General features: G+C 32.4%; 15 protein-coding genes. 10 read left to right on the top strand and 5 right to left on the bottom strand.

Going from position 1 to position 17,615, the window contains the following annotated elements; all coding sequences use genetic code 11:
• Nucleotides 1-9: 9 nt before the first annotated feature.
• Nucleotides 10-900: a lysophospholipid acyltransferase family protein gene (locus ACXAFS_RS09220; protein WP_475306513.1), complete on the bottom strand. Its 891-nt coding sequence runs from the start codon at nt 898-900 to the stop codon at nt 10-12.
• A 58-nt stretch (nt 901-958) separates the two neighbouring features.
• On the opposite strand from ACXAFS_RS09220, the gene ACXAFS_RS09215 reads away from it, so the two are divergent.
• Nucleotides 959-1,612 carry a rhomboid family intramembrane serine protease gene (locus tag ACXAFS_RS09215; RefSeq protein WP_138434435.1) on the top strand — a complete coding sequence of 218 codons (654 nt, stop codon included), beginning with the start codon at nt 959-961 and terminating at the stop codon, nt 1,610-1,612.
• A 50-nt stretch (nt 1,613-1,662) separates the two neighbouring features.
• On the opposite strand, the gene ACXAFS_RS09210 is transcribed toward ACXAFS_RS09215, so the two are convergent.
• The gene (locus ACXAFS_RS09210; RefSeq protein ID WP_475306512.1) at nt 1,663-2,817 is read right to left on the bottom strand and encodes a redoxin domain-containing protein; all 1,155 of its coding nucleotides are present in this window, start codon (nt 2,815-2,817) and stop codon (nt 1,663-1,665) included.
• A gap of 144 nt (nt 2,818-2,961) precedes the next feature.
• Here ACXAFS_RS09210 and mnmE point away from each other — a divergent pair, with 144 nt between their 5' ends.
• Nucleotides 2,962-4,347 (top strand): tRNA uridine-5-carboxymethylaminomethyl(34) synthesis GTPase MnmE, encoded by a 1,386-nt coding sequence (mnmE, locus tag ACXAFS_RS09205; protein WP_475306511.1) that lies wholly within the window; start codon nt 2,962-2,964, stop codon nt 4,345-4,347.
• Nucleotides 4,348-4,356: 9 nt separating this feature from the next.
• Here mnmE and ACXAFS_RS09200 read toward each other — a convergent pair whose 3' ends face one another.
• Nucleotides 4,357-6,483 (bottom strand): MORN repeat-containing protein, encoded by a 2,127-nt coding sequence (locus ACXAFS_RS09200; RefSeq protein WP_475306510.1) that lies wholly within the window; start codon nt 6,481-6,483, stop codon nt 4,357-4,359.
• Nucleotides 6,484-6,699: 216 nt separating this feature from the next.
• Here ACXAFS_RS09200 and ACXAFS_RS09195 point away from each other — a divergent pair, with 216 nt between their 5' ends.
• The 6 genes from ACXAFS_RS09195 (at nt 6,700) to ACXAFS_RS09170 (ending at nt 12,308) form a co-directional block, all read left to right on the top strand.
• The gene (locus ACXAFS_RS09195) at nt 6,700-7,500 is read left to right on the top strand and encodes a sulfite exporter TauE/SafE family protein (protein WP_475306509.1); all 801 of its coding nucleotides are present in this window, start codon (nt 6,700-6,702) and stop codon (nt 7,498-7,500) included.
• 71 nt (nt 7,501-7,571) lie between these two features.
• Entirely contained in the window at nt 7,572-8,987 is a 1,416-nt protein-coding gene (locus ACXAFS_RS09190; RefSeq protein ID WP_475306508.1) for an MBL fold metallo-hydrolase, read from the top strand.
• A gap of 131 nt (nt 8,988-9,118) precedes the next feature.
• Complete coding sequence (locus tag ACXAFS_RS09185) at nt 9,119-9,457, top strand: rhodanese-like domain-containing protein (protein ID WP_475306507.1); 339 nt, start codon at nt 9,119-9,121, stop codon at nt 9,455-9,457.
• 10 nt (nt 9,458-9,467) lie between these two features.
• Nucleotides 9,468-10,472, top strand: coding sequence for a c-type heme family protein (locus tag ACXAFS_RS09180; protein WP_475306506.1), 1,005 nt, complete (start codon nt 9,468-9,470; stop codon nt 10,470-10,472).
• A gap of 9 nt (nt 10,473-10,481) precedes the next feature.
• On the top strand, nt 10,482-10,778 hold the full coding sequence (gene trxA, locus ACXAFS_RS09175; protein WP_475306505.1) for a thioredoxin: 297 nt from the start codon (nt 10,482-10,484) through the stop codon (nt 10,776-10,778).
• A gap of 267 nt (nt 10,779-11,045) precedes the next feature.
• Entirely contained in the window at nt 11,046-12,308 is a 1,263-nt protein-coding gene (locus tag ACXAFS_RS09170; protein WP_475306504.1) for an NAD(P)/FAD-dependent oxidoreductase, read from the top strand.
• Nucleotides 12,309-12,727: 419 nt separating this feature from the next.
• Here the strand turns inward: ACXAFS_RS09170 and ACXAFS_RS09165 are convergent, their stop codons facing one another.
• Both ACXAFS_RS09165 and ACXAFS_RS09160 read right to left on the bottom strand, forming a co-directional pair.
• Nucleotides 12,728-14,824: a TonB-dependent receptor gene (locus tag ACXAFS_RS09165; RefSeq protein ID WP_475306503.1), complete on the bottom strand. Its 2,097-nt coding sequence runs from the start codon at nt 14,822-14,824 to the stop codon at nt 12,728-12,730.
• A 63-nt stretch (nt 14,825-14,887) separates the two neighbouring features.
• A complete protein-coding gene (locus tag ACXAFS_RS09160; RefSeq protein WP_475306502.1) occupies nt 14,888-15,265 on the bottom strand; it encodes a hypothetical protein in 378 nt (125 codons plus the stop codon).
• Between the two features lie 174 nt (nt 15,266-15,439).
• Here ACXAFS_RS09160 and ACXAFS_RS09155 point away from each other — a divergent pair, with 174 nt between their 5' ends.
• On the top strand, nt 15,440-16,162 hold the full coding sequence (locus ACXAFS_RS09155; RefSeq protein ID WP_475306501.1) for a peroxiredoxin: 723 nt from the start codon (nt 15,440-15,442) through the stop codon (nt 16,160-16,162).
• A 95-nt stretch (nt 16,163-16,257) separates the two neighbouring features.
• Complete coding sequence (locus ACXAFS_RS09150; protein WP_331810390.1) at nt 16,258-17,613, top strand: cytochrome ubiquinol oxidase subunit I; 1,356 nt, start codon at nt 16,258-16,260, stop codon at nt 17,611-17,613.
• Nucleotides 17,614-17,615 lie beyond the last annotated feature (2 nt).

Here is a 17,615-nt window from a genome sequence, read left to right as displayed (position 1 = left end):
AAACTCTTTTTATTTAAAACTTTCAGGAACTTTGTTTCTGTGTTTCCAACGCTTATGTGTCCACAGATAATATTGTGGTGCTTCTTTAATTTGTTGTTCTACAAGTTTGAAGAAAATATCGGTGATTTCGTAGTCTTTATATTCATTAGGATTTTCTGAAATGGTTTTGAATGTCGTTTCATAGTACCCACGTTTTATCCGCTTTACACTAAAGAATACTACAGCCATATCAAGCTTTTTCGCAAGCATTTCTGCACCTGTATACATTGGTACTTTTATACCCATAAACTCATTCCAGTGAAATGCTTTATTTGCTTTAGGCGATTGGTCAGAAACAAAACCATTTATAGTCAACTCACCATTAGATTTACATTCTTTTAAAACATTAAATGTTTCTTTTGTAGTAATAAGGTAAGTATTATGTCTAGCTCTAATTCGTTTTACAAGTCTGTCAAAATATTTGTTTCTTAAACGCTTATAGACCGCATAGCCTTTATGCTTTACATATGTTTGAAGTATGAAAATCCACTCCCAACTACCATAATGAGCACACATAAGAATGATACTGCGTTGTTTTTTTTCTAAATCGTTTATCAACTCGATGTTACTAAATCGGTATCGCTTTTTTAGTTCTTTTTCAGAGATTGTCATAGATTTTATCGACTCTACAATCATATCACATAAGTGATGATAAAACTTACTTGTGATTTCTCTAATTTCCTTATCCGATTTTTCAGGAAACACCAACTTTAAATTGGCCTTTACGGTAGACTTTCTATAGCCAAAAATTTTATAAAGAAAAATGTATAACACATCTGATAATGCGTATAGTAATCTAAATGGCAATATTGAAATTAACCAAAGAATAGGGTAAATAATGATGTAGGCAATAAGTTGCATAAAAGCTAGTTCTTTCTAAAGCGCAAATATATTATATTTGATTCAATAGATATTTTTTATGTACAATTTAGATTTTGTTACCATTATAATAATTGCAGCTAATGTCGTAATGTCACTAAAAGGTTTTGACGACCGTTTATTTTTTGAAAAGTATAAGTTTAACGTTGGTAGTATAAAGCGTGGTGAGCAAATACGCATGTTTAGCTCTGGATTTTTGCATGTTGATACAACACATTTGTTGTTTAATATGATTACGCTTTACTTTTTTGCAGGATATGTTATAGGTCCATTGGGAACTTATAATTTTTTAATCATTTATTTTGCGAGTTTAATTTTTGGAAATTTACTGTCATTATATTTTCATAAAGATGAATTTTGGTATACAGCTGTAGGTGCTAGTGGAGCCGTTACTGGAGTATTGTATTCTGCGATTTTGCTAGATCCAGGAATGAGTTTGTATATGTTTTTTATTCCTATTCCTATACCAGGTTATGTTTTTGGTGTTGGGTATTTATTATACTCTATCTACGGTATGAAAAATAGAATTGGAAACATCGGACACGATGCGCATTTTGGAGGTGCAGTAGGCGGCTATGCTGTCACACTAATATTAATGCCAAGTCTATTTAAAACAGATTTAGGGCATATTGGTTTGTTGGCAATACCAATCGTTATTCTTTATGTACTCTATAAAACAGGTAAATTACACTAAAGGAAAAGCCTGCAAATTGCAGGCTTTAAAATCTATTAATTATTGTAAGTTTAAGGATTTCCTAGCATCTGTCTTATTTTACGTTCTAACGCAAATCCTCTAAGATTTTTTGCCACAATTCTACCTTCTTCATCCAATATGTATGTTGCAGGTATTGACGTAATGTTATATTGCCTAGCAACAGGATCGTTAAAGTACATTAAGCTCGATACATGATTCCATTTTAAGCCATCTTTTTCAATAGCGGCTAGCCAAGCTTTTTTAGGGTCTTTTTGGTTTGGAGTACCATCTAAAGATACACCTATGATTTCTAAGCCTTTATCATGATATTGTTCATATACCTTAACTACATTCGGATTTTCTCTTCTGCAAGGACCACACCATGCTGCCCAGAAATCAATGATAGTTACCTTTCCTTTAAGATCATTTAAACTAACTGTTTCACCATCTGGTGTTTGAGACTCAAAGTTTGGTGCTATTTTACCAATTTCTAGATAAGCTGTTTTTTCGTATTCCTTGTATAGCTCATCTAGTTTTTGTTTTACAACTTGTCCTCGTTTAGACTCTTTTAAATCTTTCGGGAAACTTTCATAAGCTTCTTTGTATTTTAAAATATCAAAACCAGCTCTGCTAGACTCTAGTTGAATGAGATTTAAACTAAAGAAACTGTTATTATTTTCTTGAACAAACTGCAGTGGATAGGCTCTTTGTCTTTCTCTCAAGGATTCCATAACTTTACTAATAGAATCTCTTTGTTGTGGTGCAGGTTCTTGCCCAAGTTCTCTAAATTTATTCATAATGGCTTCTCCTTCATCCTTAAATGCCATCATACCGTTTTGAAAGTCTTCATAACTCTTGTTAGACTCAGAACCTATAACCTTTGACTCCATAGGAATCTCTTTATTAAAATCTATAGTTATATCACTATTTTCTAACATAAAAACCACATTTCCTGGGCTTCCATCCGCAGATAAAAAATATACACTAGGTTCTTCGACGTTACCTTTTATTGAAAATTTACCATCCATCACTACAGCAGAGTCTTTAATGATTTGCTGTCCTTTTTCATCTATTTGTGCAAGACGAATTCTTATACCATTATGTACACCTTCAGCATTACCATTTATAAGAAATTCATTTTCTTTTCGTTGATTACAACTTGCTATAGTAATTCCGATAACTAATAAAATCAGTATTCTTTTCATTTCAGTCATTTTCAATTTTTGCAATAGCAAATATAATAACATAGGGTAATTATTCTAGTATTTCATTGTGAATTAAATCTTAAATAGAACTCTTATTTCAACTATACCATATTTTACAATACTTTTGCAACAAAGCAAATGACTATGCATAATGATACCATTGTAGCACTAGCAACACCTTCTGGTAGTGGTGCCATTGCAGTTATAAGATTATCAGGTAAAGATGCTATTGAGATAGCTTCTTCATCATTTAAATCTGTTTCTGGTAAAAATCTTAAAGATCAAGCGACTCATACAATTCATTTAGGTCACATTATTGATGGTAACAAGACCCTAGATGAAGTTTTGGTATCTGTATTTAAAAATCCTAATTCTTATACTGGTGAGGATGTTATTGAAGTGTCTTGTCATGGTTCACCATATATTCAGCAAGAGATTATTCAGTTATTTTTGCGACATGGATGTAGAATGGCAAACGCAGGTGAGTTTACATTACGTGCCTTTTTAAATGGCAAATTAGACTTAAGTCAAGCCGAGGCTGTAGCTGATTTAATAAGCAGTGATAATGAAGCTTCTCACCAAATTGCCATGCAACAAATGCGTGGTGGCTTTTCTTCAGAAATAGCCAAATTAAGAGAAGAGCTTTTAAACTTTGCATCTCTAATAGAGTTAGAATTAGACTTTGCCGAAGAAGATGTTGAGTTTGCAGACCGAACACAATTTAAAGCACTTATTGAGCGTATCACTTTTGTATTGAAGCGTTTGATAGACTCTTTTGCAGTTGGTAATGTTATTAAAAATGGAATTCCTGTAGCCATTGTAGGAGAGCCAAATGTTGGTAAATCTACACTTCTTAATGCGCTTTTAAATGAAGAGCGTGCTATAGTTTCTGAAATTGCTGGAACTACCAGAGATACTATTGAAGATGAAATCTCCATTGGAGGAATTGGTTTTCGATTTATTGATACTGCAGGTATACGAGAAACAGAGGATATTGTTGAAAGTATCGGCATTAAAAAAACCTTTGAAAAAATAGAACAATCTCAAGTAACAATTTATCTGTTTGATGCAAGCAAGGCTATTGATACACTTGAGGATGTGAGGATAGAAATTGAAAAAATAAGGAATAAATATCCACAAAAACCATTATTAGTTATAGCCAATAAAATTGATCGATTAGATGACATACAATTGGCAAAGATAAATTCTACTATTGCAGATGTTTTATTGCTTTCTGCAAAAACAGGATTTGGTGTTGAGCAATTAACCAATTCGTTATTGAATTTAATTAATACAGGAGCTTTACGTAATAATGAAACTATTGTAACAAATACGCGTCATTATGATGCGTTATTAAAAGCTTTTGAAGAAATTCAAAAAGTGCAACATGGTTTAGAAACAGGTTTGTCTGGCGATTTGTTGGCTATAGACATACGACAAGCTTTATATCATTTTGGTGAAATTACAGGCGAAATCACCAATGACGATTTACTTGGAAATATATTTGCGAATTTCTGTATCGGGAAGTAAGCTTCTTACTTAATAATCCTTAACCTTAGCACCTTTGTTATTAAATACACCATTGATAACATTACCAGATTTTGCGTATTTCATTTTCCCCAGGCCATCTATTTTATCATCAACAAACATGCCTTTGTAAACTGAAGTATCTACATAAGTATATTTTCCATAACCATTTCTTTTTCCATCGGTCGAGTAAGCTCCTGTGTAGGTACTTTTGTTTTTCCAATAGTAAGTTCCTATATGAGCACGGTATCCATTATTGAAATAACCTACATATATGTCGCCATTATTGTATGTATATCTTCCAAATCCATTGCTGCAATTACCAACACAGTTGCCAGATATTTTAGCAGCATTAAAATCTTTACCGAGATCTGTTACAAAAGAACCATTTTCGTACTTTCCAATACTTTTTATAGCACCATTTCTATCAATAACATAACCATAACCATGCTGTTTCCCATTTTTCCATTGTCCTATGTAGGTATTACCTGTTGATGACCAATAATAAAACCCAGTACCTTCTCGTCTGTTGTTATTATATTCGCCATGATAAGAGCCACCATTACTATAATTTATATAAGTAACACCATTAAGAGCTCCATTAATAAAAGTAGATTCAGTTACAGATTCTGGTAGTTTTACTTTTCCCCAACCATTTTTGCAATCACCTTCTACACATTGATAACCAGAAGAACTAGAGTTGCTTGATGTTGTACTTGTTGTGTTAGATGTGTTTGTTACTTTGGTTGATGAATTACTCTTGGTATTCAATTCATTATTATAAAGCCTTCCTTTAAACACCTTGTTTTCTCTAGCAGCATCAAAACCTGGTAATACATACATAGGTACATTATCAATAAAAATAACAGGATCTCCATTATCTAGATATTCAAATGTTGCTTTTTTATAATCTATATGTTTTCCTTTTACTACGATAAAAAAGTTCTCTGTTTCTATATTACGATTGTAAACTATAGATGATGTATCAGTAGTAATAATACGCATAGGTTTTATTTCCTTATGCTTAATATTTTTATAATCATCAACAATATAGGTTATACCATTGCTTTTGTCTATTCTATAATCAATCATATGTGGGCCAATAAAAGAAAACTCTCTTGATTTTACTTTATTATAACCATGAACATAGTTGATAAACTTTCCGTCATATGCATAGTTAATATATGGTAAGCTTTTAGACAATACAGTTGTAATAGGAACGCGAGTATCTAAAGTGTGATTGGTGTCTATAAAATTTGGAACAGAATAGTAAGTTTCCGTAAGACCATCGTAGACTACTTTTTCATTAGGTTTAACTCCTTTACTTATTGCCATATCTTTAGCATGTTTTCCATTTATATATACGGCTTCTCGTTTTTCACCTGTTTTTAAACCACCAGGAATATAATAACCAAGTTCTATTTTTAATGGTTTATTAACATCGCTGTAATATCGATTATGTGTTTCAAATACTCTTGGGGTTTCTTTATTTGCATCATAAAATTTAGTTTTATTTCCTTTAGAATCAGTTTCTACAACATATTCATAAGTGTCTGATGATAACTCTTCCTTAACTAATAAGCCATCGCGATAATGTACTTTGTTTGTAAAACCAGGAGTTCCATTAGCATATACATATTCCGTACTAACTATAATAGTGCTGCCTATTTTCTCATAACTGTAATATCTGGTTTGGTCTAAGGCACCATTTTTTTTTGAAACCATTTCTATAACACGATTTTGACTATCGTATTTATAATTTTTTTCATTACCGTATGTGTTTTTCTCGTATGTTAATAGATTTTTACTATTGAATTGATAGTTGTACTCTGAACCTGATTTATACTTGTATCTGACAATGTTACCTCTAGAGTCATATTCAAAAGTGTCATCATAATTATTTCCGATTATTCTACCTGAATTATCATAATAATATCTAGTTCCGAAATTATATACAAGATTCCCCTTTCTATCAAAGATTTTACCTTCGGATGCATATATATCACCTTTTAAGGAAAAGTGTTCTTTCTTGTGTTTAAATCCGATAGGATTAACAGGTGCATTAATAAAATCTACCTCTTGTGCAGAAATACTTAAACTAAATGTTGCTAAAAAAATAAGGCTTAGTAGGTTTTTCATGATGTAAAAGTTTATACAAAAATCAAAAAAGTTACTTAACGAAACCATACGATAAATTACGTATTTTAAGAAAGTACATATTTATTTCATCAAATTGAAATTAATCAGTTGACTTTAAAAATTAATCTTTGGTCTACAATTACTACATTGTAACAATTGTTACGAATATAAGAGTAGTTCTCCATTAGTTTTGAGATCTCACTAACTAAATTATTTATGGATTTAAATCAAATTTTTGGCTATATCGGAGCTTTATTTATTGGAGTTGTTCTTGGGCTTATTGGAGGTGGAGGCTCTATTTTAACCGTTCCTATCTTGGTGTATTTACTATTTGTAAACCCTGTTACTGCAACAGCCTATTCACTATTTGTAGTTGGAGTTTCTTCCTTAGTTGGAGCCATTAGAAATATACAAAAAGGCTTGGTAGATTTTAGAACTGCCATTGTTTTCGCTATTCCAGCTTTTATTGCAGTATATATTACCAGAAAATATTTGGTACCAGCAATTCCAGAAGAGCTGTTTAGTGTTGGTGATTTTTTAGTAACAAAGAATATAGGTATAATGATATTTTTTGCAATCGTAATGCTGGTTGCGTCTGTATCCATGATTAAGAATAAAAAGGCCAAAGCAGTTTCTGATTCCGTAGTAGTCTTTAACTATCCATTAATTGTTACTGAAGGTATAATTGTTGGTGTTATAACAGGAATAGTTGGTGCAGGAGGTGGATTTTTAATCATTCCGGCATTAGTGCTATTGGCCAAACTACCAATGAAAAAAGCTGTGGCCACATCATTACTTATTATTGCCATAAAATCATTAATTGGTTTTATAGGTGATGTTGAAAATTTAGACATTGACTGGACATTCCTTTTAACTTTCACATCCATATCTGTAGTCGGTATATTTTTAGGGATTTACCTCTCAAATTTTATTGAAGGAAAAAAGCTAAAAAAAGGATTTGGCTGGTTTGTGTTAATCATGGGTATTTACATTATTTATAAGGAATTAACAATGTAACTTTTGTTACAACTCATTTTTTAAAGTGTTAGTAATTTGAGTGAAATTTATTCACATTAACCAAAATAATTATGAAAATAGAACAGATTTATACAGGATGCTTAGCTCATGCAGCGTATTATATTGAAAGTAAAGGTGAAGCTGCTATTTTTGATCCATTGCGCGAGGTTCAGCCTTACATTAATAGAGCTAAATTAGACGATGCAAAAATTAAATATATTTTTGAGACGCATTTTCATGCAGATTTTGTTTCTGGTCACTTAGATCTTAAAGCGAAAACTGGTGCAAAAATTGTATTTGGGCCAACTGCAAAGCCAAACTACGAAGCTATTGTTGCAGAAGATAATCAGATTTTTGAAATAGGAGATTATAAGGTGAAAGTTATCCACACACCAGGACATACTATGGAAAGTACAACCTATTTACTCATAGATGAAAAGGGCAAAGAGCATGGTATTATTACAGGCGATACGTTATTTATAGGTGACGTTGGTAGACCAGACTTAGCACAAAAAGTAGTTGCTGAACTTACTCAAGATAAATTAGCATCTCATCTATACGATTCTTTACGTAATAAAATAATGCCATTGAGCGATGATTTAATTGTGTATCCAAATCACGGAGCAGGATCTGCTTGTGGTAAAAATATGAGTAAAGAAACTACTGATACACTTGGCAATCAAAAGAAAACCAATTACGCGCTTAGAGCAGACATGACCAGAGAAGAGTTTATAGAAGAGCTTTTAGATGGTTTAACAGAACCTCCAGGATATTTTCCGCAGAATGTACTAATGAATATTAAAGGTTACGAGAGTTTTGACAAGGTTATGGATAAAGCTCAAAATCCGTTATCACCAAAAGCTTTCGAAGCTGCTGCTAACGAAACAGAAGCTATTGTATTAGATGTTCGTCATCAATCAGAGTTTATTAAAGGACATATTCCACGTTCTGTTTTTATTGGTATCGATGGTAATTTTGCACCATGGGTAGGAGCATTAATTGTAGACGTTACACAGCCTATTTTATTGGTAGCACCAAAAGGAAGAGAAGAAGAAGTGGTTACCAGATTATCTAGAGTTGGTTTTGATAATGTTATAGGTTACTTGGATGGAGGCTTCGAAGCTTGGAAAGATGCTAATATGGAGGTTGACACAATAACTTCAATTTCTGCTGAAGAATTTGCTAAAGATTTTGAAGAGAAAAAAGATGTGGTTTTTGATGTTAGAAGAGAAGGTGAATATGTTGCTGAACATGTAGATGGAGCTAAAAACACACAACTAGATTATTTGAATAATTACCTAAGCGAATTCCCAGAAGATAAAACATTCTATGTGCATTGTGCTGGTGGATATCGTTCAGTAATTGCTGCATCGATATTAAAAAGTAGAGGAATTCATAACTTGGTGGATGTAGCAGGCGGTTATGATGCTATAAAGAAAACCGACATCCCAAGAACGGATTATGTTTGTCCTTCAACTTTAAAATAAAAAAAACTTAAGTTGTAATTAATTAGGCATGTGCTCTTTATTGTAGTACATGCCTTTTGTGTAACATAGGTTACGCTATATCAAAGGTTAAACAACTAATTTTACGATAGTTAAAAATAAAAATTATTCTTATGTCATTTTTTGCTTCATTATTTGGTTCTAAAACATCACAGAGTGATGCCATAAAACTATTATCACCAGAGGAATTTAAAGCGCAAGTTGAAAACAAAAACGTTCAACTTATAGATGTTAGAACACCACCAGAGTTTAAAGGTGGTCATATAAAAGGAGCAAAAAACATAGATTTTTTCTCTGGAAAGTTCAACGTAGAATTTAATAAATTAAATAAAGATAAAGCTGTTTATGTATACTGCCGTAGCGGAAGTAGAAGTAGACAAACGTCTAAAAAGCTAGAAGCTATGGGCTTTATTGAAATCTATGATTTAAAAGGAGGTATATTAAGATATTAGTAATTTCAACATGAGGTACATTTTAATATTATTCATTTCTGTCTTTATTTTGAGTTGCAATAACTCCAAAAACAAAGATCTATCTGCATTTGAAAAAAACATGCAAGCCAATAATCATCCAGGCAAAAAATTGATGGAAACCAATTGTTACGTTTGCCATAGTCCAACTGCCAGTCACGATGATAGAATTGGTCCTCCAATGGTAGCTATAAAAAGACATTATATTGATGATGAAACAACCAAAGAACAATTTATAGCAGATATGAAAGCTTGGATAAAAAATCCAAACGAAACTGATGCCAAAATGAGAGGTGCTGTTAGACGTTTTGGAGTAATGCCAAAACAAGCTTTCCCAGAAGAGACCATTGAAAAAATTGCTGACTACATGTATGATTTTGAGATCGATCAACCAGAATGGTTCGAAGATCATTTTAATGAAGAAAAAGGAAAACACAACGGAAATGGTCAAGGTAAAGGAATGGGCAAAGGAAAACATCAGCAACAAGCACAAACCAGTTATGAAGATTTACCTTATGGAGAAAGAGGTGTAAAGTATGCTTTAACCACCAAAGCTGTTTTAGGAAAAAACTTAATGGGTACAATTCAAAAAAAAGGCACATTAGAAGCCTTAGAATTTTGTAATGTTAGAGCGTATCCATTGACTGATAGTATGGCTGTAGTTCATAATGCAAGCATAAAACGTGTAAGCGACAAACCTCGAAACCTAAAAAACAAGGCCAATTCAGAAGAATTAGAATACATCAATACATTTAAAACGTTGGTTGCAGGTGAAAAAGAAATTAGTCCAATAGTAAAAGAAACAGAGGACGATGTTCATGTGTATTATCCGATTGTAACAAATACAATGTGTCTACAATGCCATGGTAAACCAGAAACTAATATTAAGCCAGATGTTTTAAAAACATTAACTTTACTATATCCTGAAGATAAAGCAAAAGGCTATTCAGAAAATCAGGTAAGAGGTATTTGGAATGTATCTTTCAAAAAGAATTAAAAGTCAGGTATGAGCAAATTTTCTGAAATAATTAATAAAGACAAACTCGTTTTAGTCGATTTTTTTGCAGAATGGTGTGGACCTTGCAAAATGATGACTCCTATTTTAAAACAAGTAAAGGACAACCTAGGTAACAGAGTCTCTATTATAAAAATTGATGTTGATAAAAATCAGGCCTTAGCTGCCAGATACCAAGTGCGTGGTGTGCCAACTCTCATGTTATTCAAAAATGGCGAGCAAGTTTGGCGACAATCTGGTTTACTACAAAAAGACGATTTAATAAATCTCATCACTACTAACGATTAAGTTTTAAAATAAAGATAAACTTCCTTTTTAGATTTCTTCAATTTAAAGGTTAGTTACCTGTTTTTTTTGTATATAAGCATTTTATTAACTCTTTAATTTATGAGTTGTTTTATTAGCTAACTGTTAAATAAAAAGGTATAATTTTAGTGTTTTAATAATAAATTCAATACTTATGTAACAAAAGTTACATTCTTTAAGTGAAAACAATCTAATTTTAAACAGATTGATTTTTAACTAACTAACACTAACTAAATTCTCATATAAACTATGAAATCTCATTATCAAATCTTAGTAATTGGTGGAGGTACGGGAGGTATTATGACTTCTGCCAACTTATTAGCAAAAGATAAATCATTAGACATCGGTTTAATAGAGCCAGCTGAGTGGCATTATTATCAACCAGCATGGACACTTGTAGGTGGAGGAACTTATGATTTTGAAAAAACAAAGCGACCAATGTCGTCGGTAATGCCAGAAGGATTAGATTGGATTAAAGATTTTGCAACGGGTTTTAATCCAGAAGGAAATGCAGTATCAACAAAAGAAAGTGGTGATATTACTTATGATTATCTAATTGTTTCTCCAGGACTTGTGATGGATACATCACTCATTGAAGGTTTAACAGAGTCTCTAGGTAAAGGAGTAGTGTGCAGCAACTACACAGATCCAAAGCATACTTGGGAAGTTTTAAGAAATTTTAAAGGTGGTAATGCTGTTTTTACGCAGCCAACAACACCAATTAAATGTGGTGGAGCACCACAAAAAATAGCCTATTTAGCAGCAGATTATTTTAAAAAGAATGGTCTTAAAAATAAGAGCAATGTCGTTTTTGCTACACCTGGTTCTGTAATTTTTGGAGTTAAGGAAATTAGAGAGAGTTTAATGCAGGTTATTAGCAGATATGGTATTCACTTCAAACCTTTTTATGCACCAATAAAAATTGATGGAGAAAACCAAATGGTAACTTTTAAAGGTGTTGGTACTGGCGAAAATAAGTGTGTGATTAATGAAGATAATGAGCTTAGAGAAGTCATGTCTGGTGAGCAAATTATTGAAATGCCTTTTGATATGCTTCACTTAGCACCACCTCAAACTGCACCAAAATTTGTGAAAGAATCATCGTTGGTTAATGATGCAGGTTGGTTAGATGTAGATATACATACATTACAACACAATAAATATCCAAACATATTTGGTTTAGGTGATGTAGCAGCATTGCCAACTGCTAAAACAGGTGCTGCTATACGCAAACAAGTGCCTGTGGTATCTGATAATATTCGTCAGTTAATTGCCTATAATAAAAAAGGAAATAAATCTTATAACGGCTATTCATCCTGTCCATTAGTGACAGGCTATGGTAAAATGATTTTAGCCGAATTTGATTATGATAATAATTTCATTCCAGATCCTAAACTTAAGCAAATGCTTGTCTTTAACAGTGAGAAAGAGCATTGGAGATTATGGATGCTAAAAAAATATGGATTGCCATATTTATACTGGAATAAAATGATGAAAGGAAAAGAGGTTTAGTCAATCCTTTAATTTTGATTTAATAGCAACTGAGCATCTTGAAAAATTTTAAGATGCTTTTTTATTTACTGACAAAAGTCATCTTTTTTGTAAAATTTTGAAGCTACTTTAGCTTTTGTAAACGATAAATAGATTAACCAATGAACAACTCTTTACTAATATATGATCACAACAACGGAGTAATAATGATAGCTGTTTTTGCTCTAGTTTGCGTTATTTTAGTAGCCGTCCTCGTTAATTTTATGTCTGGCGGAAAAAAGAAAAACGATAGTAACGAAACTAACTAAACTAATTTAACTTTATGTATTGCATGGTTTTTTAGCTTTGCAGTATTTTGAAATTCTTCTTGAATTTTGGGTTAAAGAAAGAGGCTTGATTAAAAAATCAAGCCTCTTTTTATTGCTATAACTTGGTTAAGTTTAAAATCTATATTGTAAAAATGCTGAAAAGTTACGACCAGGTTCAGTAATTGGAACACGACCAAAATCAGCCTGATTGGTAAATGAAAAATTGAGATGATTATTGTAAGTTTCATCAAAAATATTCAATACAGCAACTCCTAAGGTAAAATTCTTAAAAGCATTAATACCAATACGCGCATCTAAAGTTTGATAACCATCAGTAGTAGTTTCACCAAAGCTTTCAGAAATATCATCTTGTTGAGATACTAAGTTATATTGTAGGTTTGCCCAATACTTCTCTTTTTTAACACCAACTGAAAATCGTGTTGTAAAAGGTGGTGTAAGCGGTAAGGATTCATTTAAATCTTTGTTTTTTGCATACACGTAAGCAAATTCACCTTTTACGAAATAGTCTTTTAGAAAATCTAATTCTGCTTTAATTTCAAAACCTGTTTTATAAGCCTCATCCAAATTTCTAAAAACTTTAGCATGCTGTGGCTGTGCCATTGGCATAAACTTACGGTCTAAGTTTTCATCAACAACAGCAACGATGTAGTTTTCAAAAAATGAATAGTAAAAAGACGCTTCATACTTAAAAGCATCTAAACCATTTTTTAAAGGTTCATAACCTTTAAAGCCGATTTCAAATTGGTTATTAACTTCAGCATCCAAGTTAGGGTTTCCAACATACTCATAAGGATCTTGGCCAACAGTGAAGTGATTTATAAAACGCTCAATCATATTTGCAGAGCGTACACCACGACCATAAGCTGTTTCTATTGTAAAGTTGTCTGAAACGATTTTCTTAACAGAAACAGTAGCACTTATATTGTGCTCTGTCCGTTTCTCTAAATCATACATAGCTTCAAAATCGGCTTCAGGATCTTTAATGTCTGAAACAACATTATCATATCTAATACCAGCTGTTAGAATTGTACTTGGACTAACACTATATTTAGCTTCCGTAAAAACACCTAAGTCATTAATGTATGAATCTTGCCATACCTTGTCTGTAAATAGCATTGGTTCTGGTAGTATATTTCCATTCATTACTTTCACTAATCGCTCTCTATTACCATCTCTGGCAACATTAAGCATGTCGATACCAGAAAAAATGTTTAAGCTTTTTGCTGGTTGCCAATGTAACTCTAATTTACCACCTGTTGTCGTAGCATCAACATTAGACGCTGCTTCCATCATATTAAAAGATGGTCTGTTTGTGTTTGTCATTAAATGATCTACATAGCTGTAGTAAGCCTTTGCATTTACAGATTTAATAACCTTGCCAATATTATCTAGTTTATAGTCTAATGAAATAATACTACTATTATCGTAGTCTGTATCCATTGGTAAGGCAGCATGCAAAACATCTCTACCAAAAGACTGTCTCCAGTGTGCTTGCAAGCGTTGGTTTTCTGTAAAGTTATAGCCAACTTTTACACCATAATCTGTACTTCTAAAAGACGATGGAATTTCAGTACCATCACCATCTTCATAATTACCAAAATCTCTGTATCCAGCATTAGCTACAATATCATATTTTTCTTGTATGTATTGTAGTTGAGCCATATTTACAAAAGAATTACCGTTGCTTTCATAGCCTCCAGAGATTTTGCCATGTAATCCATAATCTAAATAATTTGGTTTTTCGGTCACCATGTTAATGACTCCACCAAACGTAGGTCCGTATCTTACAGTATATGGTCCTTTTATGATTTCAATTTTCGAAATCTCTTCAGGAATAATATGTGTTGTAATAGGATCCATTCGGTTTGGACAAGCATGCATCGCTTTGGTTCCACCATCATATTGAATGTTAAGCTGCTCGTATTGAGACGCTCTAAACGATGGGTCAATGGCATAATTGCCTCGTTTTATAGATGCAAATCCAACAATATTATTGAATAAATCTGCTACGTTTTTAGGCTGTACAATATTCTCTGCATATTTGTTAGACACTATTGTTAGTACAGGATCTGTTTTTTTATTTCCTGTAACTATAACCTCATTTAGTTTTGTTGTTTTTTTATTTAAGGTGTCTTGCTCTGTTTCTTTTTGAGCATAAGACACAGCAGTAAGTAGTACACATAACAGTGCACTATACAATGTTTTCATTTATAGTATAATTATAATTTAAAAAAAATATGGGTAGATATTATCTACGTTTACAAATGAAAACTATACTTGTGGAGGGTGAAACCAATCTTCAGTATTCAAAAAAGAATATAAATTGTTATAGCAATTTGGTGCGTGTTTTTTAAGAACAAACTCAGTAATCTCCTTAATATCCTCTTTAGGATAAGAAACTAGCATAAGTTCTTTAAAATCTACAATACTTTCGGGTGTTTTCTCATTGCTGTCTTGCGATTCAGCTACTTTTTTAAGGTGACATTTACCGTTACATTGTAACTCTGGTTTGTCCTTGTTTTCACAAAGCGTTTCTATAAACCCAACAGGATCAAGTTTATAGTAAGCATAGGTAATGGATACCCTTAAACTATTAGATAGTATAAGAGCTGCAAGTAGTATAGAAAGAATGTAAGTACCTATTTTCATGCTCTGCAAAAGTATACTTATTGTAAAATTATCATACTGACTTTTGTCATAAATTTTTTACGATGCAATCATGTAAAGTTCCTTATTAGATTTTACTCTTAAAGTAACATTCGTTACATAGCTTTAGGCTATTGTTTTTTAATTTTGAATAAATTATTTAAATAACAATTTATCATGAATACATCAGAAACATTACAGGAAGCACAAACATTTTCAATGCCAAGAATAGGTGATAAGGCACCAGAATTTAAGGCAGTTACAACACAAGGAGAGATTAACTTTCCTTCGGATTACAAAGGCAGTTGGACAATACTATTCAGTCACCCAGCAGATTTCACACCAGTATGTACATCAGAGTTTATGACTTTTGCTCATTTAGAAGAGAAGTTTAATAAAGCGAATTGCAAATTAGTTGGTTTATCTGTTGATGGATTGTACAGTCATATTGCATGGTTAAGAACTATTAAAGACAAAATTGAATTTAATGGGATGAAAGATATTGAAGTTACATTTCCATTAATTGAAGACATTACTATGAATGTAGCCAAAAAATATGGGATGATTCAACCAGGTGAACATCAAACCCAAGCTGTTAGAGCTGTATTCTTCATTGATCCAGAAAGTACTGTTAGGGCAATCATATATTATCCGTTGAGTTTAGGTAGAAATTTTGATGAAATATATAGAGCGCTAATCGCTATGCAAACGTCTGATAAGTTTAATGTGGCAACACCAGCAGATTGGGAACCTGGTAAAGATGTGATTATTTCACCAGCAGGTTCTTGTGGTGTGGCTGAAGAACGTATGACTAACACAGATGACCTAGAATGCAAGGATTGGTTTTTCTGTACAAAAAAATTAGATAAGGATACTGTTTTAAAAGAAATATTAAAATAATGAAGAAAGAGGGTTTCTAATTTAGAAACCCTCTTTTGTAATATAGGTTACATTAGTAACTTTGTATCATCTATATCTTTGAAAAAACGTTTCATATGGATACCGAAATCCTCGCCAGAATCCAATTTGCCTTCACAGTAGCTTTTCATTATATCTATCCGCCTTTAAGTATTGGTATAGGTTTAATCATGGTGATTTTTGAAGGTTTATATCTAAAAACAGGTAAAAAACAATATGAAATTTTAACGCGTTTTTGGTTGAAAATTTTCGCCATTACCTTTGGTATTGGTGTTGCAACCGGAATCATAATGGAGTTTGAATTTGGTACCAACTGGTCTGTATATTCCAAATATGTAGGCGATATTTTTGGTAGTGCTTTAGCCGCTGAAGGTTTATTTGCTTTTGGTCTCGAAAGTACCTTTTTAGGAATTTTAATTTTCGGTTGGAATCGTGTATCTCCAAAAGTACATTTCATTTCAACTATAGGTGTATTTCTGGGATCTATGTTTTCAGCAGTTTGGATTGTGGTAGCTAACAGTTGGCAACAAACACCAGCTGGTTATCATATTGTTGGAGAAGGATTAACTGCTAGAGCAGAAGTCACTGATTTTTGGGCAATGGTTTTTAATCCGTCGAGTGTAGATCGTATTATTCATGTATGGCAAGGAGCATTTTTAGCTGGTGCTTTTATGGTATTGAGTGTTCATGCGTATTATTTATTAAAAGGACGATATGTAGAAATCTCTAAAAAAGCCTTTAAAATCTCATTGTTGGTAGCAACAATTATCTCACTAACACAATTAGTTTCAGGACATAGTTCTGCTGATGGAGTAGCCGTTAATCAACCTGCAAAATTAGCAGCTATGGAAGGGCATTATGATAAATCTTCAGCAGCTGATTTATATTTATTTGGTTGGGTAGATGACGAGTCGCAAAAAGTTACCGGATTAGGTATTCCTGGTGGTTTATCTTTTTTGGTACATCAAGATTTTGAAGAACCAATACAAGGTTTAAATGCATTTCCAAAAGATGAAATCCCAACACAAGTTAATGCGGTATTTCAGTTTTACCACATCATGATTTCTATTGGTATGTTTTTAATTGGATTAACGCTTTATGCTTCTTATTTATGGTGGAGAGGAAAGTTATTTGATAAAAAATGGTTACTTAAAATATTTGCATTTTCGGTGTTATTACCTCAAATAGCTAATCAAGTCGGTTGGTTTGCTGCCGAAATGGGTAGACAACCTTGGGTAGTTTATGGTCACTTAAAAACAAGTGAAGCCTTTTCGCAAGAGGTCTCTGCAAATCAAATATTATTCTCGTTAATCTTATTTTTGGTGGTATATGCGATATTGTTTTTACTGTTCCTTTATTCTTTAAATAAAAAGATAAAACACGGTCCGTATAACGAAGCAGAAAACCCAGACGAATTTTTAAAATACACTTAATA

It is taken from the genome of Winogradskyella sp. ABM4_392, assembly GCF_056160445.1.
The sequence above is the reverse complement of the archived record's forward strand: the minus strand, read 5'-3'. Positions and strand labels throughout refer to the sequence as shown.